General features: G+C 71.8%; 24 protein-coding genes. 11 read left to right on the plus strand and 13 right to left on the minus strand.

Features of this window, described 5'->3' with window-relative positions:
* Window positions 1–135 precede the first annotated feature (135 nt).
* From IE217_RS30145 to IE217_RS30155, 3 genes are all read left to right on the plus strand, one after another.
* The gene (locus IE217_RS30145) at window positions 136–2,010 is read left to right on the plus strand and encodes an outer membrane protein assembly factor BamB family protein (protein WP_190181127.1); all 1,875 of its coding nucleotides are present in this window, start codon (window positions 136–138) and stop codon (window positions 2,008–2,010) included.
* A 97-nt stretch (window positions 2,011–2,107) separates the two neighbouring features.
* Window positions 2,108–3,928 carry an outer membrane protein assembly factor BamB family protein gene (locus IE217_RS30150; RefSeq protein ID WP_190181128.1) on the plus strand — a complete coding sequence of 607 codons (1,821 nt, stop codon included), beginning with the start codon at window positions 2,108–2,110 and terminating at the stop codon, window positions 3,926–3,928.
* A 306-nt stretch (window positions 3,929–4,234) separates the two neighbouring features.
* Entirely contained in the window at window positions 4,235–4,963 is a 729-nt protein-coding gene (locus tag IE217_RS30155; protein ID WP_190181129.1) for a helix-turn-helix transcriptional regulator, read from the plus strand.
* Between the two features lie 39 nt (window positions 4,964–5,002).
* Here the strand turns inward: IE217_RS30155 and IE217_RS30160 are convergent, their stop codons facing one another.
* Both IE217_RS30160 and IE217_RS30165 read right to left on the minus strand, forming a co-directional pair.
* Window positions 5,003–5,332, minus strand: a complete 330-nt coding sequence (locus IE217_RS30160; protein WP_190181130.1) for a hypothetical protein — start codon at window positions 5,330–5,332, stop codon at window positions 5,003–5,005.
* Between the two features lie 21 nt (window positions 5,333–5,353).
* Window positions 5,354–7,045: a sodium:solute symporter family protein gene (locus IE217_RS30165; RefSeq protein ID WP_190181131.1), complete on the minus strand. Its 1,692-nt coding sequence runs from the start codon at window positions 7,043–7,045 to the stop codon at window positions 5,354–5,356.
* 181 nt (window positions 7,046–7,226) lie between these two features.
* Here IE217_RS30165 and galT point away from each other — a divergent pair, with 181 nt between their 5' ends.
* From galT to galK, 3 genes are read left to right on the plus strand one after another with little or no spacing between them, the layout of a single operon-like run.
* Window positions 7,227–8,288: a galactose-1-phosphate uridylyltransferase gene (galT, locus tag IE217_RS30170; RefSeq protein WP_190181132.1), complete on the plus strand. Its 1,062-nt coding sequence runs from the start codon at window positions 7,227–7,229 to the stop codon at window positions 8,286–8,288.
* The gene (gene galE, locus IE217_RS30175) at window positions 8,285–9,253 is read left to right on the plus strand and encodes a UDP-glucose 4-epimerase GalE (protein WP_190181133.1); all 969 of its coding nucleotides are present in this window, start codon (window positions 8,285–8,287) and stop codon (window positions 9,251–9,253) included. Before galT ends, galE begins: the two co-directional genes overlap by 4 nt.
* Complete coding sequence (gene galK / locus IE217_RS30180) at window positions 9,254–10,408, plus strand: galactokinase (protein WP_190181134.1); 1,155 nt, start codon at window positions 9,254–9,256, stop codon at window positions 10,406–10,408.
* A 49-nt stretch (window positions 10,409–10,457) separates the two neighbouring features.
* Here the strand turns inward: galK and IE217_RS30185 are convergent, their stop codons facing one another.
* Window positions 10,458–10,901 carry a GNAT family N-acetyltransferase gene (locus IE217_RS30185; RefSeq protein WP_190181135.1) on the minus strand — a complete coding sequence of 148 codons (444 nt, stop codon included), beginning with the start codon at window positions 10,899–10,901 and terminating at the stop codon, window positions 10,458–10,460.
* Between the two features lie 271 nt (window positions 10,902–11,172).
* On the opposite strand from IE217_RS30185, the gene IE217_RS30190 reads away from it, so the two are divergent.
* Window positions 11,173–11,940, plus strand: a complete 768-nt coding sequence (locus IE217_RS30190; protein ID WP_190181136.1) for a LuxR C-terminal-related transcriptional regulator — start codon at window positions 11,173–11,175, stop codon at window positions 11,938–11,940.
* On the opposite strand, the gene IE217_RS30195 is transcribed toward IE217_RS30190, so the two are convergent.
* The gene (locus tag IE217_RS30195) at window positions 11,899–12,396 is read right to left on the minus strand and encodes a MarR family winged helix-turn-helix transcriptional regulator (RefSeq protein ID WP_190181137.1); all 498 of its coding nucleotides are present in this window, start codon (window positions 12,394–12,396) and stop codon (window positions 11,899–11,901) included. The two genes, IE217_RS30190 and IE217_RS30195, sit on opposite strands and share 42 nt — an antisense overlap.
* A gap of 136 nt (window positions 12,397–12,532) precedes the next feature.
* On the opposite strand from IE217_RS30195, the gene IE217_RS30200 reads away from it, so the two are divergent.
* Both IE217_RS30200 and IE217_RS30205 read left to right on the plus strand, forming a co-directional pair.
* Window positions 12,533–13,351 carry a trans-aconitate 2-methyltransferase gene (locus IE217_RS30200; RefSeq protein ID WP_190181138.1) on the plus strand — a complete coding sequence of 273 codons (819 nt, stop codon included), beginning with the start codon at window positions 12,533–12,535 and terminating at the stop codon, window positions 13,349–13,351.
* A 3-nt stretch (window positions 13,352–13,354) separates the two neighbouring features.
* The gene (locus tag IE217_RS30205) at window positions 13,355–13,717 is read left to right on the plus strand and encodes a VOC family protein (protein ID WP_190181139.1); all 363 of its coding nucleotides are present in this window, start codon (window positions 13,355–13,357) and stop codon (window positions 13,715–13,717) included.
* A 29-nt stretch (window positions 13,718–13,746) separates the two neighbouring features.
* On the opposite strand, the gene IE217_RS30210 is transcribed toward IE217_RS30205, so the two are convergent.
* Both IE217_RS30210 and IE217_RS30215 read right to left on the minus strand, forming a co-directional pair.
* Complete coding sequence (locus tag IE217_RS30210) at window positions 13,747–14,424, minus strand: TetR/AcrR family transcriptional regulator (protein ID WP_132852882.1); 678 nt, start codon at window positions 14,422–14,424, stop codon at window positions 13,747–13,749.
* Entirely contained in the window at window positions 14,421–15,428 is a 1,008-nt protein-coding gene (locus IE217_RS30215; RefSeq protein WP_190181140.1) for an acyl-CoA desaturase, read from the minus strand. Before IE217_RS30215 ends, IE217_RS30210 begins: the two co-directional genes overlap by 4 nt.
* 346 nt (window positions 15,429–15,774) lie before the next feature.
* On the opposite strand from IE217_RS30215, the gene ppc reads away from it, so the two are divergent.
* Complete coding sequence (ppc, locus tag IE217_RS30220; protein ID WP_190181141.1) at window positions 15,775–18,504, plus strand: phosphoenolpyruvate carboxylase; 2,730 nt, start codon at window positions 15,775–15,777, stop codon at window positions 18,502–18,504.
* Window positions 18,505–18,591: 87 nt separating this feature from the next.
* On the opposite strand, the gene IE217_RS30225 is transcribed toward ppc, so the two are convergent.
* The 5 genes from IE217_RS30225 to glmU all read right to left on the minus strand — a co-directional run bounded on the left by IE217_RS30225 (window position 18,592) and on the right by glmU (window position 23,414).
* Entirely contained in the window at window positions 18,592–19,119 is a 528-nt protein-coding gene (locus tag IE217_RS30225; RefSeq protein ID WP_190181142.1) for a hypothetical protein, read from the minus strand.
* 53 nt (window positions 19,120–19,172) lie between these two features.
* Complete coding sequence (gene pth, locus IE217_RS30230; RefSeq protein ID WP_190181143.1) at window positions 19,173–19,769, minus strand: aminoacyl-tRNA hydrolase; 597 nt, start codon at window positions 19,767–19,769, stop codon at window positions 19,173–19,175.
* Window positions 19,770–20,043: 274 nt separating this feature from the next.
* Complete coding sequence (locus tag IE217_RS30235; RefSeq protein ID WP_190181144.1) at window positions 20,044–20,640, minus strand: 50S ribosomal protein L25/general stress protein Ctc; 597 nt, start codon at window positions 20,638–20,640, stop codon at window positions 20,044–20,046.
* A gap of 201 nt (window positions 20,641–20,841) precedes the next feature.
* Window positions 20,842–21,816 (minus strand): ribose-phosphate diphosphokinase, encoded by a 975-nt coding sequence (locus tag IE217_RS30240; protein ID WP_190181145.1) that lies wholly within the window; start codon window positions 21,814–21,816, stop codon window positions 20,842–20,844.
* A gap of 149 nt (window positions 21,817–21,965) precedes the next feature.
* Window positions 21,966–23,414: a bifunctional UDP-N-acetylglucosamine diphosphorylase/glucosamine-1-phosphate N-acetyltransferase GlmU gene (gene glmU / locus IE217_RS30245; RefSeq protein ID WP_190181146.1), complete on the minus strand. Its 1,449-nt coding sequence runs from the start codon at window positions 23,412–23,414 to the stop codon at window positions 21,966–21,968.
* A 431-nt stretch (window positions 23,415–23,845) separates the two neighbouring features.
* Here glmU and IE217_RS30250 point away from each other — a divergent pair, with 431 nt between their 5' ends.
* The gene (locus IE217_RS30250) at window positions 23,846–25,180 is read left to right on the plus strand and encodes a sensor histidine kinase (RefSeq protein ID WP_190181147.1); all 1,335 of its coding nucleotides are present in this window, start codon (window positions 23,846–23,848) and stop codon (window positions 25,178–25,180) included.
* 44 nt (window positions 25,181–25,224) lie between these two features.
* Here IE217_RS30250 and IE217_RS30255 read toward each other — a convergent pair whose 3' ends face one another.
* Both IE217_RS30255 and IE217_RS30260 read right to left on the minus strand, forming a co-directional pair.
* Complete coding sequence (locus IE217_RS30255) at window positions 25,225–25,719, minus strand: SUKH-3 domain-containing protein (RefSeq protein WP_190181148.1); 495 nt, start codon at window positions 25,717–25,719, stop codon at window positions 25,225–25,227.
* 70 nt (window positions 25,720–25,789) lie between these two features.
* A complete protein-coding gene (locus tag IE217_RS30260; RefSeq protein ID WP_190181149.1) occupies window positions 25,790–26,305 on the minus strand; it encodes a YwqJ-related putative deaminase in 516 nt (171 codons plus the stop codon).
* Window positions 26,306–26,452 lie beyond the last annotated feature (147 nt).

The raw sequence follows: 26,452 nt of genomic DNA on the forward strand, positions 1-26,452 counted from the left end.
CGGCGGGTGATAGAAAGGGCCGTCCGAGAACCGTTTGAGAACCGCCGGGGACCGCTTCCGCACGTCCCCGGCTCCGTCACGTTCACGTGCCTCGGGGCGTGGCTCAAAATCAGTGAACTAGGGGGAGAGGCGCTGATGACCCAGCCGCCCGACCAGCCGCAGCAGGGCGGCTCAGGAGCACCGCAGGACCACCCTCCGCGGCAGCCACCACCCTCGCCGCCCCAGGGCGCCTTCGGCGCACCCCAGGGCACGCCTCCGCCCCCCGCCCAGCCGCCGCAGGCCCCCGCCGCACCGCCCTCCGGGCCGCCCCAGCAGCAGCCCGGTTACGGCTACCCGCAGCAGCCCGGTCCGTACGGCGGGCCCCCGCAGCCGGGACCGTACGCCCAGCCCGGCCCCTACGGCCCTCCGCCCGCCCCCGGCCCCTACGGACAGCCGCCGCAGCAGCCCGGCCCCTTCGGACAGCCCCAGCAGCCCGGCGCCTTCGGGCAGCCCCCGCAGCCGGGGCCGTACGCGCAGCCCGGATACGGCTACCCGCAGCCGCAGTTCCCGGGCGCGCCCGGCGCCCCGCAGCCCAGCGGCTCGCGCAACCCCTTCAAGGGCCGCCCTGCCGTGGTCGCCGGCGCCGCCGTGGCCGCGCTGCTCGTGATCGGCGGCACCGTCTGGGCCGTGACCGGCAACGGCGGCGACGGGAAGAAGCCCGTCGCCGCGAAGAGCGGCGGCGCCACCGGCACCGCCTCCGACGCCCCGGTCAACCCCGGCGACGGCAGCGGCGACGGCGGCAAGGACCCGGAGAACCTCAACTCCGGCCGCAAGGCGGGCGAGGCGAAGGTCCTCTGGTACAAGGAGGCCCCGGACGCGCCAGGTTCGGGCGCCGACGCCCCCGGCATGTGGATCACCGCCAAGGCGGCGGTGAAGGCCGCGTACAAGCAGGTCTTCGCCTACAACGTCGGCGACGGGAACCCCACTTGGGCGCCGATCGCCTTCCCGCAGAAGATCTGCGCGGTGACCCCGCACAAGTCGGCCGACGACAAGGTCGTCGTCGCCTACATGAGCGGCAGCAGCGACCGCGCCAAGTGCAACCAGTTGCAGCAGATCGACCTCGACACCGGCAAGAAGGGCTGGAGCCTCCAGGTCCCCGACGGCCAGCTCTTCGACAGCACGCTCACCGTCGAGCTGTCGCTCACCGGCAAGACGCTGATGGTGGGCCGCTCGCAGTCGGGCACGGCGTACGACGTCGACAGCGGCAAGCACCTGTTCGACAAGCAGCACTACGGCGCGGCCTGCTACCCGGCGGGCTTCGCGGGCGGCGCCCGGCTGCTCGTGGTCTCCTGGTGCGGCGCCGGCGGCCCGAACGAGCACGACGAGGTGCAGGAGCTCGACCCGGCCACCGGCAGGGCCAAGTGGACGAAGAAGATCCCCAAGGGCTGGTCGGTCCAACGCGCCTACTCCCTGGACCCGGTGGTGCTGTACTCCACCGACAAGGACAAGAAGCACTGGAACATCTCGACCCTGAACGCCGACGGGTCGATCCGCTCCCAGGTCGACTCCAAGGCGACCTTCGACGCCCAGTGCGGCTTCGCGATCCTCGACCGCGACCTCCAGGGCTGCCAGGCCGTCGCCTCCGACGGTGGCACGCTGTACCTGCCCACCCGGTCGGTCACCGGGCCCAACCAGATCGTCGCGATCAGCCTCGCCACCGGCAAGGAGAAGTGGCGGGTGAAGTCCCCGCAGGACACCTCGATGACGCCGATGAAGGCGGAGGACGGCAGGCTCGTCGCGTACGTCGCCCCGTCCTACGACTCCGGCGGGCGGGTCGTCTCCGTACCGGTGACCGGGTCGAGCCACACGCCGACGACGCTGCTGCAGAACCCGCAGGGCACCGCGAAGATCGAGAGCGGTTTCTTCTCCAAGGACGTCGACTGGGTCGACGGGCGCTTCTACATCTCCACCACCCGGCTGAACGGCAACGACGCCTCGAAGGAGAAGTTGATGCTCGCCTTCGGCAAGTGAGGCCGGCCGGCCGCCGCGCGCGGCCGGTCCCCGCACGCCGTTCCGGTCACCCCACTTCTCCGCGCTCCACGTCCCCGTCCCCCGAGGTGCATCCGTCATGACCCAGCCGCCGCCCCCGCCGCCCAACCAGCCCCCGCAGCAGGGCGGTTTCGGCCCGCCCCAGGACCAGCCGCCCCAGCAGCCGCCCCCGCCCGCGCAGCCCCCGCAGCAGCCCCCGGCGGGCGGCCCCGACCTGTCCAAGCCCCCGCAGCAGCCGGCCCCGCCACCGGGCTACGGCTACCCCCAGGCGCCTCAGCCGCCCCAGCCGGCCCCCGGCTACGGCTACCCCCAGGCGCCTCAGCAGCCCCAGCCCCCCGCCGGCTACGGCTACCCGGGCCAGCAGCCCAACCCGTACGCCCAGCCCGGGTACGGCTACCCCGGTCAGCCGACCGTGCCCATGCACCCGCAGGCGGCGCAGCCCGGCGGCGGCAGGCAGGGCCGGACCCAGCTGATGATCATCGTCGCGGCCGTCGTGGCGATCGCGCTGATCGTCGGCGGCGGGGTCCTCTACGCCAAGTCCTCCGGCGGCGACGGCAAGAAGGACACCGCGAGCTCCAGCGGCGGCACCGGGGGCGGCGGCTCGGACAAGGGCGGCAGCGGCGGCACCACCTCCGGCGGCAAGGAGAAGGTGCCCTCGGACACCGCCTCCAAGGTGCTCTTCCAGGTGCCGATGCCCGCCGTGACCGACACGGTCGCCACGCCCGGCTCCTGGCTGACCGGCAAGGCGTACGTCAAGACCGGCGTCGCCGAGATCGTCGGCTACGACCCCGACAAGGGCACCAGGCTCTGGACGATCAAGCTGCCCGGCCCGGTCTGCCAGGCCAGCCGGCACACCACCACCGACGACCGCACGGCGATCGTCTACGAGCCGGCCATGCCGACCAAGGCCAAGCCCTCGCACGGTTGCAGCCTGCTCGCCGCGATCGACCTCGACGCCGGCCGCAAGCTGTGGACGACGTCGGTCAAGTCCGGTGACCAGCCGATCGGCCTGGACAACGTCACGGTCAGCGGGACCACGGTCGCCGTGGGCAGCACCAGCGGCGGCGCCGCCTTCGACATCGCCGACGGCAAGGCCCTGTGGCTGCCCAAGCCGGACGACACCTGCTACGACGCCGGCTACGGCGGCGGGCCCAAGCTGGTCGCGCTGCGCAAGTGCGGCCAGTACGGCCAGCGCCAGCTGCACGTGCAGACCCTCGACCCGAAGAGCGGGAAGGTGATCTCCGACTACAAGATGTCCGAGGGCATCGAGTACGCGGCGATCGTCTCGACCGACCCGCTGGTCGTGGCGGCCGACGTCGGCGACAGCGCGGGCGACGGCAGCGGCATCTCCGACTTCTTCTCCGTCGACAACAAGACCGGCAAGCTGCGCGCCCACATCTCCGCGCCCGGCGACAAGTACGCGGCCCGCTGCGACGGCATCACCCGGATCGAGTTCTGCACCAGCCTCGCGGTCGGCAACGACCGGCTCTACGTCCCGACCGAGCAGCACGACGGCAGCGGCCAGTACAGCAAGACCAACGAGATCGTCGCCTTCGACCTCGCCACCGGCCGCCAGACCGGCCAGCGCGCGGACGCCGGCGACGGCTTCCAGATCTACCCGCTGCGCATGGACGGCGGCAACGTGATCGCCTACAAGCGGCCGCCGTTCAACAAGGGCGGCCAGATCGTGAGCATCGACGGGGGCAGCTTCAAGCAGACCAAGCTGCTGGAGAACCCCGACACCGAGGCGGTGCGCGACGCGGAGACCGCGATGTCCCCGGACTACGCGGAGATCCGCTACGCCCAGGGGCACCTGTACATGTCGGCGGTCTTCGCCCACAAGTCGACGTCCTCCTTCGGCAAGGAGTACCTGGCGCTGGCCCTCGGCGCGGGCGGCTGATCCGTCCCGCGCGGCTCCCGCCGGCGTGCGGCGGTTGTCACGGCCCCGCCCCTGCTCAGGGGCGGGGCCGTGCGCATTGTGCTCAACTCTGCTCGAACGTGATGATTTTCGGCGATCCGGGGCACTTCTCGCCGGTAGGGGCAGCGCGATCTCGAACTTGCGTGTAGCTTCCGGGGGCATGACGGGCGGGTGTGCCGGGGGGCCACCTCCCGTAGGGCTGTTCGTGCGGTTGTCCGATGGCCTGTCCCTCGGATGCGGTGGGCAGCCATAGTGGGCATCCGTGGGGGGGGACTGGGGGGTTGCTCGATGGGAGTGCGGCTCATGGTGGTCGACGACCACCGCTTGCTCGCGGAGGCGCTGGCCTCGGCGCTGAAGCTGCGGGGCCACCGTGTGCTGGCCGCGGCGGCGCCGGCCGCGGGCGCGGCGGAGCTGGTGATCAGCAGGGCGCCCGAGGTGTGCCTGCTGGGCACGGCGGCGCCGGCCGAGCCGGACGCGTTCGATCCGGTGGCGCGGATCAAGCGGGAGCGTGCGCAGGTGGCGGTGGTCGTGCTGGGCCCGGTGCCCTCGCCGCGCGGCATCGCGGCGGCCTTCGCGGCGGGCGCCTCCGGTTACGTACGCCATGACGAGCGCATCGAGGGCGTGGAGCGGGCGATCATGAAGGCCCGCGCGGGTGAGGCCGCCGTCGCCCCGCAGTTGCTCCAGGGCGCCTTCAGCGAGCTGCTCAACCCTGCCGCGCAGCCCGACGACGAGGGCCAGCGGCTGCTGCAGATGCTGACCCCGCGCGAGGTTGAGGTACTGGTCAGGGTCGCCGAGGGCGAGGACACCCGGCTGATCGCGGCCGGCATGGGCATCGCCCCGAGCACGGCCCGCACCCATGTCCAGCGGGTCCTGATGAAGCTCGGCGTCGGCTCCCGCCTGGAGGCGGCGGCCCTGGCGGCCCGCACCGGCCTGCTGGACCGCGCGGGCCCGCTGCCCCGGACAGCGCCGGCCGGCGGCCTCGGCGCCGTGGACCGGATGCCGGGGCTGGAGCCGTAGGCCGCATGGGCCTGTCGGGCTCCAGCCGGACGGCGCGGGTCACTCGGGCCGGTTCTGCTCCTCCAGGAGTTCACTCACCGGCGGCGGGGTCACCGGGCGCAGCTTCATCCACACCAGGAAGAAGACGCCGAGGACCAGCATGCCGAGGCCGGTCCACAGGTTGATGTTGACGCCCTGGGCCTTGTCGATCGCGGCCTGGGAGTCGGTGATGCCGGCGATCGTGACGATGATTCCGTACAGCACGAACAGGCCGCCGATGATGCGCCGCAGGTCGAAGATGCGGGCGGCGGTCGCCGACTTCTGCTCCAGCTCGGTGACTTCGCGCTGGACGTCCTGCTCGGAGTATCCGGAGTACTCGTGCTCTGCCATGGTCTCTCAATCCTCCCGCGGTCAGAACGAGAACGGGATGTAGCACAGGGCGGCGATGACGACCGCGCCCCAGCCCAGCAGGGCGGGCTTGCGGTACCAGGCCTCGTCGCCGGGGGCGGGGGGCTCGGCCATGCCGGGGGACCTGGTGCCGTAGACCAGGCCCTGGAGTTCCTCGGCGGGCTTGGGGCGGGTGAACAGCGACACCGCGACCATGACGACCGCGCCGGCCACGAAGCCCGCGATCGCGGAGACGAAGTTCGCGCCCTGGTCGGTGGGGATGTCGATGATGCCCTGCTTGTAGATGACGAAGTAGTTGACCATCGCGGCGGTGGTGCCGGCGAGCAGGCCCCAGAAGCCGGACTTCATCGACGCCCGCTTCCAGAACATGCCGACGATGAAGACCACGAACATCGGCACGTTGAAGAAGGAGAACAGGGTCTGCAGGTAGGCCATGATGTTCGAGAACGACGAGGCCAGGAACGCGGTGCCGATCGAGGCGAGCACGCCGACCGCGGTGATGAGCCGGCCGAAGCGGACGTAGTAGGCGTCCTCGCGGTGCTTCACCACGTACTTGGCCCAGATGTCGGTGGTGAACACGGTGTTGAAGGACGACACGTTGGCCGCCATGCCCGCCATGAACGCGGCGAGCAGGCCGGTCACCGCGATGCCGAGCACGCCGTTGGGCAGCAACTCCTGCATCAGGTAGGGGATCGCGTCGTTGTACTGGTAACCGGAGCCGGGCGTGCCGAACTTGGGCACCAGCGCGGCGGCGACCAGGCCCGGGATCATCACCAGGAAGACGATGAAGATCTTCGGGAACGCGGCGATCAGCGGGGTGCGCTGGGCGGCGGAGAGGTTCTTCGCGGACAGCGCGCGCTGCACCTCGGCGAAGTTGGTGGTCCAGTAGCCGAAGGACAGCACGAAGCCGAGGCCGAGGACGATGGTGAGCCAGTTGGCGCCGAGCGGGTTGGCGTGGCCGATGCCGGTGCCGCCCCAGGCCGTGGTGAAGTCGGCCCCGTGGGTGGCGGTGAGCCTGTGGGTCAGGCCGTCCCAGCCGCCGACCTTCTTCAGGCTCAGCGCCACGATCGGGATGAGGGCCGCGAGGATCACGAAGAACTGCAGCACCTCGTTGTAGATCGCGGAGGACAGTCCGCCCAGGGTGATGTAGGCGAGCACGAAGAAGCCGGCGACCACGATCGCGACCCACTGCGGCCAGCCGAGCAGCGCCTCGACGACGATCGCGAGGGCGTAGAGGTTGACACCGGCGATCAGGATGGCCGCGAAGGCGAACAGGATCGAACTCAGCAGGTGGGCCGCGCGGTCGAAGCGCAGCAGCAGGAACTCGGGGACCGAGCGCACCTTCGAGCCGTAGTAGAAGGGCATCATCACCAGGCCGAGGAAGACCATGGCCGGGATGGCGCCGATCCAGTACCAGTGCACGGTGTACGCGCCGTACTGGGCGCTGTTGGCGGCCATGCCGAGGATCTCGGTGGCGGCCAGGTTGGCGGAGATGAACGCCAGGCCGGTGATCCAGGCGGGCAGGGACCGGCCGGACAGGAAGAAGTCGAGGCTGGTCTTCACCGACTTGCGGGCGGCGAAGCCGATGCCCAGGACCACGACGAAGTAGATGCCGAGGATCGTGTAGTCGAGCCCGTTCGTGGGGAGCCGTAGGCCCGCAGCCAGCTCCACGGGGGCGTATGTGGGGGTTTGCATGAGTACTCGCTTCGTTGCGCGAACTGGTCCAGCGGGGAACCTACGCCTCCGCGTTCAGTATTTGAACACTTTTGTTGGTCGTCTTTGTTTGATTGTGATGTGAGAAGCCCGATGATTGGTTGTGACGTGTTATGTTTGATTGTGTTGGTGAGTGGTGGGGGACCCAGTAGGGAGACCGGCAGTGAAGAAGACCTCGACCCGGCTGGCCGACGGTCGTGAGCTGATCTACTACGACCTGCGCGACGACGCCGTGCGCGGCGCCGTGGACCGGCGCCCGCTGGAGCCGACCGTCACCAGCTCCGCGATCCGCCGGGACGAGCTGCTCGGCGACCGCGTGGCCGTCGCCTCGCACCGCCAGGGCCGCACCTACCACCCGCCGGCCGACGAGTGCCCCCTGTGCCCGTCCCGGGGCGAGCGCCTGAGCGAGATCCCCGACTCCTCGTACGACGTGGTGGTCTTCGAGAACCGCTTCCCCTCGCTGGCCGGCGACTCCGGGCGCTGCGAGGTCGTCTGCTTCACCTCCGACCACGACGCGTCCTTCGCCGACCTGAGCGAGGAGCAGGCGCGGCTGGTCCTGGACGCGTGGACCGACCGGACGTCGGAGCTGTCCCATCTGCCCTCCGTGGAGCAGGTGTTCTGTTTCGAGAACCGGGGCGCCGAGATCGGCGTGACACTCGGTCACCCGCACGGCCAGATCTACGCCTACCCCTTCATCACCCCCCGCACCGCGCTGATGCTCCGCTCGCTGGCCGCCCACAAGGAGGCCAGTGGCGGGGAGAACCTCTTCGACGCGGTCCTCGCCCGGGAACTCGCCGGTGAGCGGGTCGTCCTGGAGTCGGCCCACTGGGCGGCCTTCGTGCCGTACGCGGCGCACTGGCCCTACGAGGTCCACCTGTACCCCAAGCGCCGCGTCCCCGACCTGCTCGGCCTCGACGAGGCGGCGCGCACAGAGTTCCCCCAGGTGTATCTGGAACTGTTGAGGCGCTTCGACCGGATCTTCGGCGAGGGCGAGCCGCCGACGCCGTACATCGCGGCCTGGCACCAGGCCCCGTTCGGCCCGCTGGCGGACTTCGAGGGCGTCGTACGCGACGACTTCGCGCTCCACCTCGAGCTTTTCACCATTCGCCGCACTTCCGGCAAGCTGAAGTTTCTCGCGGGTTCCGAGTCCGGCATGAGCGTGTTCATCAACGACGTGCCGCCGGAGCGCGCGGCCGAGCGACTGCGAGAGGTAGCGAGTTCATGAGCGGGAAGTACCTGGTGACGGGCGGCGCGGGTTACGTGGGCAGCGTGGTCGCCCGGCACCTGCTGGAGGCCGGCCACGAGGTCGTCGTCCTGGACAACCTCTCCACGGGGTTCGCCGAGGCCGTCCCCGGGGGCGCCGCCTTCGTCGAGGGCGACATCCGCGACGCCGCCAAGTGGCTGGACCCCTCCTTCGAAGCGGTTCTGCACTTCGCCGCCTTCTCGCAGGTCGGCGAGTCGGTGGTGAAGCCGGAGAAGTACTGGGAGAACAACGTCGGCGGCACCATGGCGCTGCTCGCCGCGATGCGCGAGTCGGGCGTGCGCACGCTGGTGTTCTCCTCCACGGCGGCGACCTACGGCGAGCCGGAGCAGGTGCCCATCACCGAGACCGCCCCCACCCGGCCCACCAACCCCTACGGCGCCTCCAAGCTCGCCGTAGACCACATGATCGGCGGCGAGGCGGCCGCGCACGGCCTGGGCGCGGTCTCGCTGCGCTACTTCAACGTGGCCGGCGCCTACGGCGCGAGCGGCGAGCGCCACGACCCCGAGTCGCACCTCATCCCGCTGGTCCTCCAGGTCGCGCAGGGCCGCCGGGACGCGATCTCCGTCTACGGCGACGACTACCCCACCCCGGACGGCACCTGCGTACGCGACTACATCCACGTCGCCGACCTGGCGGAGGCCCACCTCCTCGCCCTGAGGGCGGCCCGCCCGGGCGAGCACCTGATCTGCAACCTGGGCAACGGCAGCGGCTTCTCCGTCCGCGAGGTGATCGAGACCGTCCGGCAGGTCACCGGCCACCCCGTCCCCGAGGTGACGGCCCCGCGCCGGGCCGGCGACCCGGCGGTCCTCGTCGCCTCCGCCGACGCGGCCCGCGAGCGGCTCGGCTGGCGGCCCTCCCGCACGGACCTCGCCGGTATCGTCGCGGACGCCTGGGAGTTCGCGCAGCACATCGCAAGGGAGAGCTGAGTGGGGGCACAAGAGGTCCGGGACGGCTTCGCCGCGCTGTACGGCGCCGAGCCGGACGGGGTGTGGGCGGCGCCCGGCCGGGTCAACCTGATCGGCGAGCACACCGACTACAACGACGGCTTCGTGATGCCGTTCGCGCTGCCGCACGTCACGGTCGCCGCGCTCGCCCGCCGCACCGACGGCGTGCTGCGGCTGCACTCGGCGGACGTGCCGGGCGGCCCCGTCGAACTGCGCGTGGACGCTCTGGCCCCGGGCTCGGACAAGGCGTGGACCGCCTACCCGGCCGGGGTCGTGTGGGCGCTGCGCGAGGCGGGCCACGCGGTGACGGGCGCCGACGTGCACCTGTCCTCCACGGTCCCCTCGGGCGCCGGGCTGTCCTCCTCCGCCGCCCTGGAGGTCGTCATCGCCTCCGCCCTCAACGACCTCTTCTCCCTCGGCCTCGAGGGTTGGCGCCTGGCCCGCCTGTGCCAGCGCGCCGAGAACGTCTACGTCGGCGCCCCCACCGGCATCATGGACCAGACCGCCTCCGCCTGCTGCGAGGCGGGGCACGCCCTGTTCCTCGACACCCGCGACCTGTCCCAGCGCCAGATCCCCTTCGACCTCGCGGCCGAGGGCCTGCGCCTGCTGGTCGTCGACACCCGCGTCAAGCACGCCCACAGCGACGGCGAGTACGGCAAGCGCCGGGCCGGCTGCGAGAAGGGCGCGGCGCTCCTCGGCGTGGACGCCCTGCGGGACATCCCCTACGACGGACTCGGCTCCGCCCTCGCCCGCCTCGGCGACGAGGAGGAGATCCGCCGCCTGGTACGCCACGTGGTCACCGAGAACGAGCGCGTCGAACGCGTGGTCTCCCTGCTCGAGTCGGGCACCCCCCGCGCCATCGGCCCCGTCCTGACGGAGGGCCACGCCTCCCTCCGCGACGACTTCCGCATCTCCTGCCCCGAACTCGACCTGGCCGTCGAGAGTTCCCTGGCGGCAGGCGCCCTGGGCGCCCGCATGACCGGCGGCGGCTTCGGCGGCTCGGCGATCGTCCTGACCGCACAGGCGGACGTTCCGGCCGTCACGAAGGCGGTGGAGGAGGCCTTCACGACAGCGGGCTTCACACCCCCCCGAACCTTCGAAGCGGTACCGTCGGCGGGAGCGGGCCGCCTGTCCTGACCACCCGCCCCACGGCCGGCTCCGACGGCCTGGCGTGTGAACGCCCCGGTCAGCGCAGGGGTTTGAGCAAGGTGTACTCCGTGACTCCCGGGGGGTAGTCCGGGATGGCGCAGACGATCTTGTAGCCGTGGCGGCGGTAGAAGTCGGGGGCCTGGAAGTCCCAGGTCTCCAGGCGGGCGCCGTGGCAGCCGCGTTCGGTGACGGCCAGGCGTTCGGCGCGGGCGAGGAGGCGGGAGCCGAGGCCGGCGCCGCGGTGGCGTTCGTCGACCCACAGGTACGCCACGTGCAGCCAGGTGGTCCAGGTGTGGCCCACCAGACCGCCCGCCAGGGCGCCGGTCCCGTCCAGGGCCCAGACGTGCAGGGGGAGTTCGCGTTCGGCGGGTGTTCCGCGCAGGGCGGCGAGGACGGGCGACGCCGCCGTGTTCGTGTCGCGGAGGCGGGAGCGGAGCAGATCGCACCGCTCTTTGTCGACTTCTGCCTCAATACGAAACATGCGGCACACCCTAAACGCGCTCGACGGCCAGTTCTGCGAATTGCCTTCCCCTCCAGGCGCCCGCCCGTACTCTGAGGAACGGTGCCGGTGGGGGCCGGCGCCGTTCAGGGGGCGAGACAGCCGGGTTCGATGCCCGAAGCGGGGGTAGCAGTTCCGCATGGCGGCGGCCGTGCGGTCATCCCGCCGCGGGCGTCGGACCCGTGCCGGCCGGCACTCCTTGGACGATCGGGAATCCCCTGCTCCTCAAGGAGCCTGGGGAAGGGGGTTTTCAGTGGTTCGCATCCGAGTCCTGGTCGTCGACGACCACCGCATCTTCGCCGAGTCGCTCGCCGCCGCCCTGGCCGCCGAGCCCGACGTCGACGTCCTGGCGGCCGGCTCCGGCCCGGCGGCACTGCGCTGTCTGGAGCGCGCCGCCGCCGAGGGCCGGCGCTTCGACGTGCTGCTCGTCGACGCCGACCTCGGCGGCAACGTGATGGGCGGCCGGGCCGCCGTGCCCGTGCAGGAGGGCAACGCGGACGGGCTCGTCGACGGCATCTCCCTGGTCGCCGGCGTGCGCGGCGCCCAGCCGGGCGTACGGACCGTCGTACTCGCCGAGAAGGACGACCCGCGCCGGGCCGCGCTCGCGCTGCAGGCCGGGGCGTCCGGCTGGGTGGCCAAGGACTGCTCGCTGTCCCGGCTGCTCACCGTCATCCGGGGCGTGCTGCGCGAGGAGACCCACCTCCCGCCCGCCCTGCTCACCGGCGTACTGCGCGAACTGACCGCCGCGCGCAAGCACCGCACCGAGAGCGAGCGGCTGGTGGAGTCGCTGACCCCGCGCGAGCGCGAGGTGCTGCGCTGCATGGTCGCGGGCCTGGGCCGCAAGGCCGTCGCCGAGCGGCTGTACCTGTCCCCGCACACCGTGCGCACCCACATGCAGAACGTCCTGGGCAAGCTGGGCGTGCACTCCACCCTCGCCGCCGTGGCGCTGGCCCGCAGGGCCGGGGTCGGCCCGGTCGACCTAACCGGGGATGTTGTCGAACGGGGCGGTCAACTGGCGTAGCAGACTCGCCAGTTCGGCGCGCTGGGCGGGGGACAGCTCCCCGAGGATGGCGCGTTCCTGGTCGAGCAGTCCCGCCAGGGACCGGTCGGCGCGGTCCTTGCCCTCCTCCGTCAGCCGGACCAGCACACCGCGCCGGTCACTGGGGTCGGGCAGCCGCTCCACCAGGCCCTTCTTGGCCAGCCGGTCGATGCGGTTGGTCATCGTGCCCGAGGTGACCAGGGTCTGGGTCAGCAGTTGTCCGGGCGAGAGCTGGTACGGGGATCCCGCGCGCCTGAGCGCGGTCAGCACGTCGAACTCCCAGGGCTCCAGGCTGTGCTCGGAGAAGGCAAGCCGGCGTGCGCGGTCGAGGTGCCGGGCCAGCCGGCTCACCCGGCTGAGCACCTCGAGCGGTTCCACGTCGAGGTCCGGGCGCTCCCGGCGCCACGACGCGACCAGTCGATCGACCTCGTCCTCCATGGCGATCAGTGTAGTGGTTGTGTCGACGTGAAGTCTCTTGACATCAAGCTTCTTGACATCAAGCTTCTTGACATCAAGCTACCTGCTCCGGGAAGGTGGGGGACGGACAACGGAGTACGACTCGAAGGAGGCCGCCGTGCCCGAACCGACCCCCGTATGGGACCCCGCCCAGTACCTGCGCCACGCCGGCCACCGCGCCCGCCCCTTCACCGACCTCCTCGCCCGCGTCCCCGCACTGCCCTCCGGCCGGCCCCGGATCGCCGATGTCGGCTGCGGCCCCGGCAACGTCACCGTGCTCCTCGCCGCCCGCTGGCCCACCGCCGGCGTCACCGGCTACGACAACTCCACCGAGATGCTCGACAAGGCCGTCGTGGAGCACGCGGGCCCCACCCCGGACGGCGGCCGCCTGGATTTCGCCCACGCCGACGCCCGCACCTGGAGGCCCGCGCAGCCGCACGACCTGATCATCAGCAACGCCACACTCCAGTGGGTGCCGGGGCACGTGGACCGCTTCGCCGACTGGGTGGCCGCCCTGAAGCCCGGCGGCACCTTCGCCTTCCAGGTGCCCGGCAACTTCTCCGCCCCCAGCCACCGCCTGATGCGGGACCTCGCGGCCTCCGCCCGCTTCGCGGACCGCCTCGGCGGCGTCCTGCGCCACGAGGACGCCGTCCACGAGCCCGCGGCCTACCTGGAGCGCCTCACCGCGCTCGGCTGTTCGGCCGACGTGTGGGAGACGACGTACGTCCATCTGCTGCCCGGCGAGGACCCGGTCCTGGACTGGGTGAAGGGCACGGGCCTGCGCCCGGTCCTCACCGCGCTCGCCGACGAGCCGGCGGCCCGGGACGAGTTCCTGGCCGCGTACCGCACCGCCCTGCGCGAGGCCTACCCGGCGGGTCCGCACGGCACCCCGTTCCCCTTCCGCCGCGTCTTCGCGGTGGCCACCAAGGAGGCCTGAGAAATGCTCACCGCCGTCGACCATGTGCAGCTGGCCGCGCCGCCCGGCTCGGAGGACCGCCTGCGGGCGTACTACGCCGGAGTGCTCGGCATGACGGAGATCCCCAAGCCGCCCGTGCTCGCGGCGCGCGGCGGCTGCTGGTTCCAGGCCGGGGCCGTCCAGCTCCACGTCGGCATCGAGGACGACTTCCGTCCCGCGAGGAAGGCCCACCCGGGCCTGCGGGTGACCGGCATCGAGGCCTACGCGGCCCGCCTCGCCGAGCGCGGTGCACCGGTCACCTGGGACGGCGACCTCCCCGGCCACCGCCGCTTCTACTCCGAGGACCCGGTGGGCAACCGCCTGGAGTTCCTCGAACCGGCCGGCTGAGAGCGGCCGCCCGGCCGGCGGCGGCGCCGTCAGCTCCTGCGGTGCCCGATCAGGCGCGGCTTCTGCTCCAGGCCGTCCAGGCCGTGCCAGGCCAGGTTCACCAGGTGCGCGGCCACCTCCGCCTTCTTCGGGCGGCGCACGTCCAGCCACCACTGCCCGGTCAGGGCGACCATGCCGACCAGCGCCTGGGCGTACAGCGGGGCCAGCTTGGGGTCGAAGCCGCGGGACTTGAACTCGCGGCCCAGGATGTCCTCCACCTGGGTGGCGATGTCCGAGATCAGGGAGGCGAAGGACCCCGTCGACTGCGGGATGGGGGAGTCGCGGACGAGGATGCGGAAGCCGTCCGTGTACTCCTCGATGTAGTCCAGCAGCGCGAACGCCGCCTGCTCGCACAGCTCGCGCGGGTGACCGGCCGTCAGCGAGCTGGTCACCATGTCCAGCAGCCGCCGCATCTCGCGGTCCACCACCACCGCGTACAGCCCCTCCTTGCCGCCGAAGTGCTCGTAGACCACCGGCTTGGACACCCCGGCCTTCGCCGCGATCTCCTCCACCGACGTGCCCTCGAAACCCTTCGCCGCGAACAGGGTGCGACCGATCTCCAGCAGCTGCTGGCGGCGCTCGGCACCGGTCATCCGGGTGCGGCGCGCACGCCGCGGCTTCTCATTGCTGGGAGTGCTGCTGGAGTCGGTCGCCACGGCGTCAATCATGCCGTCTCGGCCGTCTCCTTCCGGCGCCGGGAGCCGTCTTCGCCCGTGTTCCGGCGGGAATCGATACGCGAGCGTGACGGCCAGCGCACGTCGTAGGCCCAGCCGAGCTTCTCGAACCAGCGGATGATCCGCGCGGAGGAGTCCAGCTGGCCGCGCTCCACGCCGTGCCGGGCCGACGTCGGGTCGGCGTGGTGCAGGTTGTGCCAGGACTCGCCGCAGGACAGGACCGCCAGCCACCACACGTTGCCCGAGCGGTCCCGCGACTTGAAGGGGCGCTTGCCGACCGCGTGGCAGATCGAGTTGATCGACCACGTCACGTGGTGCAGCAACGCCACCCGGACGAGCGACCCCCAGAAGAACCCGGTGAACGCCCCCCACCACGACATCGTGACCAGGCCGCCGATCAGCGCCGGCAGCGCCAGCGACACCGCCGTCCACAGCACGAACTGACGCGAGACCGCCCGCAGCGCCGGATCCTTGATCAGGTCGGGCGCGTACTTGTCCTGCGGGGTCTGCTCCTCGTCGAACATCCAGCCGACGTGGGCCCACCACAGGCCCTTCATCAGCGCCGGGACCGTCTCGCCGTACCGCCAGGGGGAGTGCGGGTCGCCCTCGTGGTCGGAGAACTTGTGGTGCCTGCGGTGGTCGGCGACCCACCGGACCAGCGGGCCCTCGACCGCCATCGACCCCGCGACCGCCAGCGCGATCTTCAGGGGCCGCCTGGCCTTGAACGAACCATGGGTGAAGTGCCGGTGGAAACCGATCGTGATGCCGTGACAGCCGAGGTAGTAGAAGAAGACCAGCAGGCCGAGGTCCAGCCAGCTCACTCCCCAGCCCCAGGCCAGCGGCACCGCCGCGAGCAGGGCGAGGAACGGGACGGTGATGAACAGCAGCAGCGTGATCTGTTCGATCGAACGCTTCTGCTCGCCACCCAGCGTGGCGGAGGGTGCAGCGGTGTCGGTCGCCTTCGGGGCGTCGTCGATCACATCGGAGCTTGTGGTCATGGGCGTCCCCTGTGGGGTCGAGGGTCGAGGCAGACGCCGCGGGTTCCGGAGACCGACCAGCTCCCTACGGTTCCGTAACCTACGGCGTCGTAAGTATGGCAGTGCGTCGCCGCGCGGCAAGAGCCCGTGGCCTGCGCGCGCCGCCCGCCACCTAGACTTGGTGTCGGTCGGACAGCGCGGTCCGCTGAAGAAGATTCCTTCCCGGATGCCCGGCCCGTATGCGGCAGCCGCCGCGCGGCACTCGTCCGGGTTCCCTCTCAGACGATCCCTACCCGTCGCCCGCCACGACCCTTCCAGGGAGACGCCGGCGCGACACACCTTCTGATCACTGCAAGGAGCCGCACCTGTGAGCAGTGCCGACGACCAGACGACGACCAGCAGCGAGCTGCGCGCCGACATCCGCCGACTGGGCGACCTCCTCGGGGAGACCCTGGTGAGGCAGGAGGGCCCCGAACTCCTCGACCTGGTCGAGAAGGTCCGCCGCCTCACCCGCGAGGACGGTGAGGCCGCCGCCGAACTCCTGCGCGGCACCGAACTGGAGACCGCGGCCAAGCTGGTCCGCGCCTTCTCCACCTACTTCCACCTCGCCAACGTCACCGAGCAGGTCCACCGCGGCCGCGAACTGCGCGCCCGCCGCGCCGCCGAGGGCGGCCTCATCTCCCGCACCGCCGACCGGCTCAAGGACGCCGACCCCGAGCACCTGCGCCAGACGGTCAGGCACCTCAACGTCCGCCCGGTCTTCACCGCCCACCCCACCGAGGCCGCCCGCCGCTCGGTCCTCAACAAGCTCCGGCGCATCGCCGCCCTGCTGGAGGCCCCGGTCATCGAGTCCGACCGCCGCCGCCACGACACCCGGCTCGCCGAGAACATCGACCTCGTCTGGCAGACCGACGAGCTGCGCGTCGTACGCCCCGAGCCCGCCGACGAGGCCCGCAACGCCATCTACTACCTCGACGAACTCCACGCCGGCGCCGTCGGCGACGTCCTGGAGGACCTGACCGCCGAGCTCGAGCGCGTCGGCGTGAAGCTGCCCGACGACACCCGCCCGGTCACCTTCGGCACCTGGATCGGCGGCGACCGCGACGGCAACCCCAACGTGACCCCGCAGGTCACCTGGGACGTGCTGATCCTCCAGCACGAGCACGGCATCAACGACGCCCTCGACATGATCGACGAGCTGCGCGGCTTCCTGTCGAACTCCATCCGCTACACCGGCGCGACCGACGAACTCCTCGCCTCCCTCCAGGCCGACCTCGACAAGCTCCCCGAGATCAGCCCGCGCTACAAGCGGCTCAACGCCGAGGAGCCCTACCGGCTCAAGGCCACCTGCATCCGGCAGAAGCTCGTCAACACCAAGCGGCGCCTGGCCACCGGCACCCCGCACGAGCCCGGCCACGACTACCTCGGCACCGCCGAACTCCTCGCCGACCTGCGGCTCGTGCAGGACTCCCTGCGCGCCCACCGCGGCGGGCTGTTCGCCGACGGACGGCTCAACCGCACCATCCGCACCCTGGCCGCCTTCGGCCTCCAGCTGGCCACCATGGACGTACGCGAACACGCCGACGCCCACCACCACGCCCTCGGCCAGCTGTTCGACCGGCTCGGCGAGGAGTCCTGGCGCTACGCCGACATGCCCCGCGAATACCGCGCCAAGCTGCTCGCCAAGGAGCTGAGGTCCAGAAGGCCGCTCGCCCCGACCCCCGCCCCCGTCGACGAGGCCGGCGCCAAGACCCTCGGCGTCTTCGAGACGGTGGGACGCGCCCTGAACGTCTTCGGGCCCGAGGTCATCGAGTCGTACATCATCTCCATGTGCCAGGGCGCCGACGACGTCTTCGCCGCCACCGTCCTCGCCCGCGAGGCCGGACTGCTCGACCTGCACGCCGGCTGGGCGAAGATCGGCATCGTGCCGCTGCTGGAGACCACCGACGAGCTCAAGGCCGCCGACACCATCCTCGAGGACATGCTCTCCGACCCGTCCTACCGGCGGCTCGTCGCCCTGCGCGGCGACGTGCAGGAGGTCATGCTCGGCTACTCCGACTCCTCCAAGTTCGGCGGCATCACCACCAGCCAGTGGGAGATCCACCGCGCCCAGCGCCGGCTGCGCGACGTCGCCCACCGCTACGGCGTACGGCTGCGCCTCTTCCACGGCCGCGGCGGCACCGTCGGCCGCGGCGGCGGCCCCACCCACGACGCGATCCTCGCCCAGCCGTGGGGCACCCTGGAGGGCGAGATCAAGGTCACCGAGCAGGGCGAGGTCATCTCCGACAAGTACCTCATCCCGTCCCTGGCCCGGGAGAACCTGGAACTGACCGTCGCGGCCACCCTCCAGGCCTCCGCCCTGCACACCGCGCCCCGCCAGTCCGGCGAGGCCCTCGCCCGCTGGGACGCGGCCATGGACGTCGTCTCCGAGGCCGCCCACACCGCCTACCGCAAGCTGGTGGAGGACCCCGACCTGCCGACGTACTTCCTGGCCTCCACGCCGGTCGACCAGCTCGCCGACCTGCACCTGGGCTCGCGGCCCTCCCGCCGCCCCGGCTCGGGCGTCTCGCTCGACGGACTGCGCGCCATCCCGTGGGTGTTCGGCTGGACCCAGTCGCGGCAGATCGTGCCCGGCTGGTTCGGCGTCGGCTCCGGCCTCAAGGCGCTGCGCGAGGCAGGCCTGGACACCGTGCTCGAAGAGATGCACCAGCAGTGGCACTTCTTCCGCAACTTCATCTCCAACGTCGAGATGACGCTCGCCAAGACCGACCTGCGCATCGCCCGGCACTACGTCGACACGCTCGTCCCGGACGACCTCAGGCACATCTTCGACACCATCCGCGCCGAGCACGAACTCACCGTCAGCGAGGTCCTGCGCGTCACCGGGGAGAGCGAACTCCTCGACGCCCAGCCGGTGCTGAAGCAGACGTTCGCGATCCGCGACGCCTACCTCGACCCGATCTCCTACCTCCAGGTCGCCCTGCTCAAGCGCCAGCGCGACGCGGTGGCCGCCGGTGAGGAGCCCGACCCGCTGCTCTCCCGCGCCCTGCTCCTCACGGTCAACGGCGTGGCGGCCGGCCTGCGCAACACCGGCTGACCGGACGGAACAAGGGTGCCCCCGGCCCAGTGGGAGATCACCGGTCTCCCACGGACCGGGGGCACCCCCGTGTCCCTTCCGGGCCGCTCACAGTGCCAGGAACGCGGCCGTCAGCAGGGCCAGTCCCGAGCCGGCGAGCGCCCACGCGGCCCGGGCGCGGCGCAGCCCGCCCGCCACCACCACCGAGGCCAGCAGCAGCGCGCCGCCCAGCGGGGCCCACGCGTACAGGATCCCGGCGGGGCCCGAGCGCAGCACCTCGTCGGTGCCGGGCTTGACGACCACGCTGTAGGTGCGCCCCTTCTTCACGGCCACCGTGTGCGCGATCACCACCCGGTCGCGGGCCGCCGACCCCGTCGTCACGGGGGTGTACGGACCCGTGCAGGTGTCCTCGCCGCAGCGCGTCACCACGACCGTGCCCTGCTCGCGGCCCTTGGTCAGCATCACGTAGGGCGCCCTCTCCCAGGACGCCCACACGCCCGCGACGACGATGAGCACGGCGACCGTCCCCATCAGCGCGACCCGTCCGAACCGGAGCGCGGCGGACGAGGCCTGGCGGGGCTGTCCCTTCCGGCGGGGGCGGCGGGCGGCGGCAGCGGCAGGCATGGCCGGGATCATTGGCCATACCCGCACAGCCGGTCAACTCGGCGGCCGTCCGGCCGGGCGACAAGTCAGGAGTTGTACGAGCTTTGCGCCCGCTCCAGCCCCTCCGCCAGCAGACACTCCACCGAGTCCGCGGCCCGGTCCACGAAGTAGTCGAGCTCCTTGCGCTCGGTGGGGGAGAAGTCCTTCAGCACGAAGTCCGCCACCTGCATACGGCCCGGCGGGCGCCCGATCCCGAAGCGCACCCGGTGGTAGTCCGGGCCCATCGCCTTCGTCATCGACTTCAGCCCGTTGTGCCCGTTGTCGCCGCCGCCCAGCTTCAGCCGCAGCACCCCGTAGTCGATGTCCAGTTCGTCGTGCACCGCCACGATGTTGGCGAGCGGCACCTTGTAGAAGTCGCGCAGCGCGTTCACCGGGCCGCCCGACAGGTTCATGTACGACATCGGCTTGACCAGCACCACCCGCCGGCTGTCCGGTCCGGGCGGGCCGATCCGCCCCTCCACCACCTGGGCCTGCGCCTTGCCCGCCCGCTTGAACCGGCCCCCGATCCGGTCGGCCAGCAGATCCACCACCATGAACCCGACGTTGTGCCGGTTCATGGCGTACTCCGGTCCGGGGTTGCCGAGGCCGACGATCAGCCAGGGGGCGTTCGCGGGGGTGCTCACGGCGGTGTCTCCTCGATGTCCTCGATACGCGCCGGCCGCCGCCCCCGTGCGTAGGGCCTGTCTGACCATTCGCGTCGTCGCCCGAAGGGCGGCCGCGTGGCGTCAGGTGCGTGCTCTCGGCGTGCCGGCTCCAGACCCTCGTACTGGACGTACTTGGGTCTGGGGCCGGTGCGGCGAGAGTGCGTGCATGGCGTCTCGTGGCAGACGGGAATGGTCAGACAGGCCCTGACACGGGGACAGCGGCCGGCGAAACGACGTACGGCAGATGCGGCGATCAGGCCTCGGCGGCCTCTTCGCCCTCGCCTTCCTCGCCCTCCGGGGCCTCCTCGGCCTGGGCGGCCAGGACCTGGAGGACGACCGCGTCCTCGTCGACGGCCAGCGAGATGCCGTTCGGCAGGGTGATGTCCTTGGCGTGGACCGAGGCGCCGGCCGCGAGACCCTCGACGGACACGGTGACCTGCTCCGGGATGTGGGTGGCCTCGGCCTCGACCGGCAGCGCGGCCAGGACGTGCTCCAGCAGGTTGCCGCCCGGGGCCAGCTCGCCCTCGGCGTGCACCGGGATCTCGACGGTGACCTTCTCGCCGCGCTTCACCAACTGCAGGTCGACGTGCTCCAGGAAGCCCTTCAGCGGGTCGCGCTGCACGGACTTCGGGATCGCCAGCTCGTTGGTCTTGCCGTCGATGTCCAGCGAGATCAGGACGTTCGGCGTACGCAGCGCCAGCAGCAGGTCGTGGCCCGGCAGGGTCAGGTGCAGCGGGTCCGAACCGTGGCCGTACAGCACACCGGGGACCTTGTTGTCACGGCGGATGCGGCGGGCGGCGCCCTTGCCGAACTCGGTGCGCGTCGCGGCGGCGATCTTCACCTCGGACATGCTCTTCACTCCTCGCAGTAGTAAGGGGACTGGTCACCCGGCCACACGAACGGCCTGCTACGAAGAGCGCGTCGATTACGGACCGCCGCATCCGTCCCCGAAAGAACGGCCACGGCCTCCCTCGCCGAGCAACTGGTGCAGTCTACTCGGCAGGGGAGGCCGAACCCAAAACGATCTACCTGGCGGCCGGAGCCCGTCCGCCTACTGCTCGTCGAACAGGCTCGTCACCGAGCCGTCCCGGAACACCTCGCGCACCGCGGACGCGATCGTCGGCGCGATCGACAGCACCGTGATCTTGTCCATCTCCAGCTCGCCCGGCGTCGGCAGCGTGTCCGTGAACACGAACTCGCTCACCTTGGAGTTCTTAAGCCGGTCCGCCGCCGGACCCGACAGCACACCGTGCGTCGCCGTCACGATGACGTCCTCCGCGCCGTGCGCGAACAGCGCGTCCGCGGCCGCGCAGATGGTGCCACCGGTGTCGATCATGTCGTCCACCAGGACGCAGATACGTCCCTTCACGTCACCGACGACCTCGTGCACCGTGACCTGGTTCGCCACGTCCTTGTCGCGCCGCTTGTGCACGATCGCCAGCGGGGCGCCCAGCCGGTCGCACCAGCGGTCCGCCACCCGCACCCGGCCGGCGTCCGGCGACACCACGGTCAGCTTGGCACGGTCCACCTTGCTGCCCACGTAGTCCGCGAGCAGCGGCAGCGCGAACAGGTGGTCCACCGGGCCGTCGAAGAAGCCCTGGATCTGGTCCGTGTGCAGATCCACCGCGAGGATCCGGTCCGCACCCGCCGTCTTCATCAGGTCCGCGATCAGACGCGCCGAGATGGGTTCACGGCCCCGGTGCTTCTTGTCCTGCCGCGCGTAACCGTAGAACGGCACGATGACCGTGATGGAGCGGGCCGACGCGCGCTTGAGCGCGTCGATCATGATCAGCTGCTCCATGATCCACTTGTTGATCGGAGCGGTGTGGCTCTGGATCAGGAAGCAGTCCGCGCCGCGGGCCGACTCCTGGTAGCGGACGTAGATCTCGCCGTTGGCGAAGTCGAAGGCCTTGGTCGGGACGACCCCGACACCCAGCTCGTGGGCGATCGCCTCGGCAAGCTCGGGGTGGGCGCGGCCGGAGAAGAACATCATCTTCTTCTCGCCGGTCGTCTTGATCCCGGTCACAGCACAGTCTCCTCAGAGGGGGTGTTCGCAGCTGGGTGTGGAGATGCCCCGCCAACCGCGCCAAAACCGGGCGCGCGAGGCCGTCTCAGCTGATGGGGTGCGGATGTGCACTTATCACGGTACGCCGTGTTCGGCGCACCCGTTTCCTGTCAGGCCTCCTCGCCCGGCTCCCGGGACGCCGCCTCGGCCGCCTTCGCCGCCGCGCTCCCCGGGCGCTTGCGAGCCACCCAGCCCTCGATATTCCGTTGCTGGCCGCGGGCCACGGCCAGCGAACCGGGCGGCACGTCACGCGTGATCACGGACCCGGCGGCGGTGTAGGCGCCGTCCCCGATCGTGACAGGAGCCACAAACATGTTGTCCGACCCCGTACGGCAGTGCGACCCCACCGTGGTGTGGTGCTTGTCCTTGCCGTCGTAGTTCACGAACACGCTCGCGGCGCCGATGTTGGAGTACTCGCCGATCGTCGCGTCGCCCACGTAGGACAGGTGCGGCACCTTCGTGCCCTCCCCGATCCGGGCGTTCTTCGTCTCGACGTACGTGCCCACCTTGGACTTCAGCCCGAGGCGCGTGCCCGGACGCAGATACGCGTACGGCCCCACGGACGCCTCCGGGCCCACCACGGCCCCGTTGGAGACGGTGTTGTCCACCCGCGCCCCGGCCCCGACCTTGGTGTCGGTCAGCCGGCTGTTGGGCCCGACCACACTGCCCTCGCCGAGATGCGTGGAGCCGTGCAGCTGCGTGCCCGGCAGGACGGTGGCGTCCTGCTCGAAGGTGACGGTCACGTCGACCCAGGTGGTCGCCGGGTCCACCACGGTCACGCCCGCGAGCATGGCGGCCGTCAGCAGCCGGTCGTTCAGGATCCGGCGCGCCTCGGCCAGCTGCACGCGGTTGTTGATCCCCGCGATCTCCCGGTGGTCGCCCGCCACGCACGCGCCCACCCGGTGCCCCGCCTCGCGCAGGATGCCGAGCACGTCGGTGAGGTACTCCTCGCCCTGGCTGTTGTCCGTGCGCACCTTGCCCAGCGCGTCCGTGAGCAGCCGGCCGTCGAAGGCGAACACCCCGGAGTTGATCTCCCGGATCGCCCGCTGCTCGTCGGTCGCGTCCTTGTGCTCCACGATCGCCGTCACGGCGCCGCTGGCCGGGTCCCGCACGATGCGCCCGTACCCGGTCGCGTCCGGCACCTCGGCGGTCAGCACGGTGACCGCGTTGCCGTCGTCCTGGTGCGTGGCGGCGAGCTTGCGCAGGGTGTCCCCGGTGAGCAGCGGGGTGTCACCGCAGACGACGACCACGGTCCCGTCCACGGAGCCGCCGAGCTCCTCGAGGCCCATGCGCACCGCGTGCCCGGTGCCCTTCTGCTTCTCCTGGACGGCCGTACGCACCTGGGAGTCGGTCTCCGCCAGGTGCGCGGTCACCTTCTCGCGTGCGTGCCCGACCACGACGACGAGGTTCTCGGGCTTCAACTCGCGCGCGGCGGCGAGCACATGACCGACGAGGGAGCGGCCACAGATCTCGTGCATGACCTTGGGTGTGGCCGACTTCATACGGGTGCCCTCACCCGCTGCGAGAACGACGACGGCTGCCGGGCGAATGGCGCTCACGGGATGCCCTTCGGCTTTTGGGTGGGGTGGACATCCGCAGGATACCGGGGCGGTTGTGGAGGGAGATGAGAGCGGCCCTGACCTCTGGGTCAGGGCCGGCGTCCCGCAGCTCCCCCATCAGGATTCGAACCTGAACTTAAGGGACCAAAACCCTCAGTGCTGCCTGGTTACACCATGGGGGAACAAGCCCGGCCGAACCGGACATCGACTCGGATCACCGGGTCGGATCACCGGGTCGGCACCCCACACTATGCCGCACCGCGACCCTTCGGTGCGACGGTACAGGTCCGCGCCCGCCGGGACTTCGCCCACCGGGCGTCACGCGCGGGGCGAATATGTCATCCGCATACCGTCCAGCCGGAATGCGCGGTGTGGGGCGGTAGCGGAAACTCGTCGGAAAAGGCGGGGTGAGCGCCCGTAGGCTGGAGGGCATGACCAGTACGGGGGAAGAACACCGGGCGGCCGGGGACGGGCCGTGGTGGTGGGCGCGGTGGCGCGGCGCGGTGCTCGACGGGAGCCTCGCGCTGGTGTCCGCGCTGGAGTGCGCCGCCGAGGGGATCCCCTTCGCGCGCGACGCCGGGGTGCCGTTGGCCGTCGGGGTGGTGTTCGGACTGCTGGCCGGCTCGGTGCTGCTGATCCGGCGGCGGTGGCCGATCGCGGTGGTGCTGGTGGCGATCGCCATCACACCGGCCCAGATGGGCTTCCTGATGGGCATCGTGGGCCTCTACACGCTGGCCTCGTGCGAGCTGCCGCGGCGGATCATCGCCGCGCTGGCCGGGATGTCCCTGTTCGGGACGATGATCGTGACGTTCGTGCGGGTGCGGCAGGACATGGCGCGGGGGGACCTGACCCTCGGGGACTGGTTCGTGCCGTTCGCCGCCGTCACCACCTCGCTGGGACTGACCGCGCCTCCTCTCCTCCTCGGCCTGTACGTGGGCGCCCGGCGGCGGCTGATGGAGTCGCTGCGCGAGCGGGCGGACAGCCTCGAGCGGGAGTTGCAGCTGCTCGCGGAGCGGGCCGAGGAGCGGGCCGAGTGGGCCCGCAACGAGGAGCGCACGCGGATCGCGCGGGAGATGCACGACGTGGTCGCGCACCGGGTGAGCCTGATGGTGGTGCACGCCGCCGCCCTCCAGGCCGTGGCCCGCAAGGATCCCGAGAAGGCGGTCAGGAACGCGGCTCTGGTCGGGGACATGGGGCGCCAGGCGCTGACGGAACTGCGGGAGATGCTCGGGGTGCTGCGCAGCGGGGAGGAGCGGCCGCCGGTGCCCGCGCCCCGGCCGGCCTCCGCCTCCCCGGTCCCCTCCGTGCCGTTGGCGGCGGTGGGGGCGGCGGTCGCCGCCGCGGCCTCGCGGGCCGTCGAGGGCGAGGGGCCGTCGCTGTCGGAGCTGGAGGAGCTGGTCGGGCAGTCGGCCGCGGCCGGGATGGTCGTGAACCTGTCCGTGGAGGGGGAGGCGCGGCCGTACGCCGCGGAGGTCGAGCAGACCGCGTACCGGGTGGTGCAGGAGGCGCTGACCAACGTGCACAAGCACGCGGCCGGCGCGAAGACGCATGTGCGGCTCGCGCACCGGGTCTCGGAGATCGCGATGCAGGTGGAGAACGAGCCGCCGCCGGAACTCGCCTCGGCGTCGGCGGCGCGGCTGCCGTCCGGAGGAAACGGTTTGCTCGGCATGCGCGAGCGGGTGACCGCGCTGGGCGGCGTGTTCGTCTCGGGGCCGACCGACGCGGGGGGCTTCCGGGTGTCGGCGGTGATCCCGGCGGCGACCTGAGGGGCGTCCGTCTCTTGGGCCGAGGGGGTGCGGGCGGGCCGGGGTCAGCCCGTGGTCAGGCGGAGGGGCTCGGCGCCGGAGAGCAGGGCGGACAGGGCCCGGTCGATGTCCGGGCCGAGGTACCAGTCGCCGGTGTGGTCGAGGGCGTAGACGCGGCCCTCGCTGTCGATGGCGAGCAGCGACTCGGTGCCGGTCTCGGAGCCCAGCGGGCACACCTCGGTGTCGAGGGCGCGGCCGAGGTCGCCGAGGGTGCGGGCCATGTGCAGGCCGTGCAGCGGGTCGAGGTGCAGGGCGGCGGGCGCGATCACGCGGCCGGGCCCGGTGGGGTGGACGCGCAGTCCGCCGAACTCGGCCCAGGCCTCGACGGCCGCGGGGAAGACGCAGTGGCGGTGCCCCGCGGGCGAGGTGTACTCGCGGAGGGTGTCGGCCCAGACCTCGGCCTGCTTTATGTCCCAGCGCCCGGGCTGCCATCCGGCGGCGCGCAGGGCGGCGTCGACGGGTACGGCGAAGCGGGTGGTTGAGGTGCGGTCGGTGTGCATCTGCCCTTCGTTCGTCGAGGCGGCGGTGGTCGTGCGGGGGTGAGGGAGGCCGGGCGCGGGGCGCCGGGCGTCAGTCGCCGTCGGCCGCCGGGTCGACGACGCGGACGCCGAAGTGGGCGCTGAGCGCGGCGCAGGCCCGGCAGGGCGCGGCGAAGCCGCCGTGCAGGGGGTCGCCGTCCTCGCGGATGTGGCGGGCGGTGAGCTTGGCCTGCTTGAGGGCCTTGCGCGCCTCGCCGTTGGTCATGGGTTTGCGCGCGGCGCGTTTGCTGCGGGCGGCGTCGGCGGCGGCGATGTGCCGGGAGATGAGGATGGTCTCGGCGCAGCGGCCGGTGAAGCGGTCGCGCTGGGCGCTGGTGAGGGTGTCGAGGAAGTCCTGCACGAGGGGGTGCAGGGCGGGCGGCTCCTCGCCCCGGGCGGCGGTGCCGGTGAGGGTGGCGCCGCGGACGGAGAGGGCGGCGGCGACGGTGGGGAGTATGCCGTCGCGGCGGTGGCGCAGGACCGGAGCGTGCGGCGCGTCGGTGCCGCTCCAGCCGATGCGCGGGTCGCCGCCTGTGCCGGTGTGCGGTCCCGTCTGCGTCGCGTTCATGATCGTTTTCCCCTCCCGGGCTTCCCCCGAAGGACACAGAGTGCCAAATGCCGTGGCTGGTGCGGAAGCTGGGGCGGCGCGACACGCCCGTGCGGGGCGGTGCGTCACGGCGGGGTGACGGCTGGTCACGGCGGGGGCGGGGGCGGC

The organism is Streptomyces naganishii JCM 4654, assembly GCF_014650575.1.
GTDB classification, from domain to species: domain Bacteria; phylum Actinomycetota; class Actinomycetes; order Streptomycetales; family Streptomycetaceae; genus Streptomyces; species Streptomyces naganishii.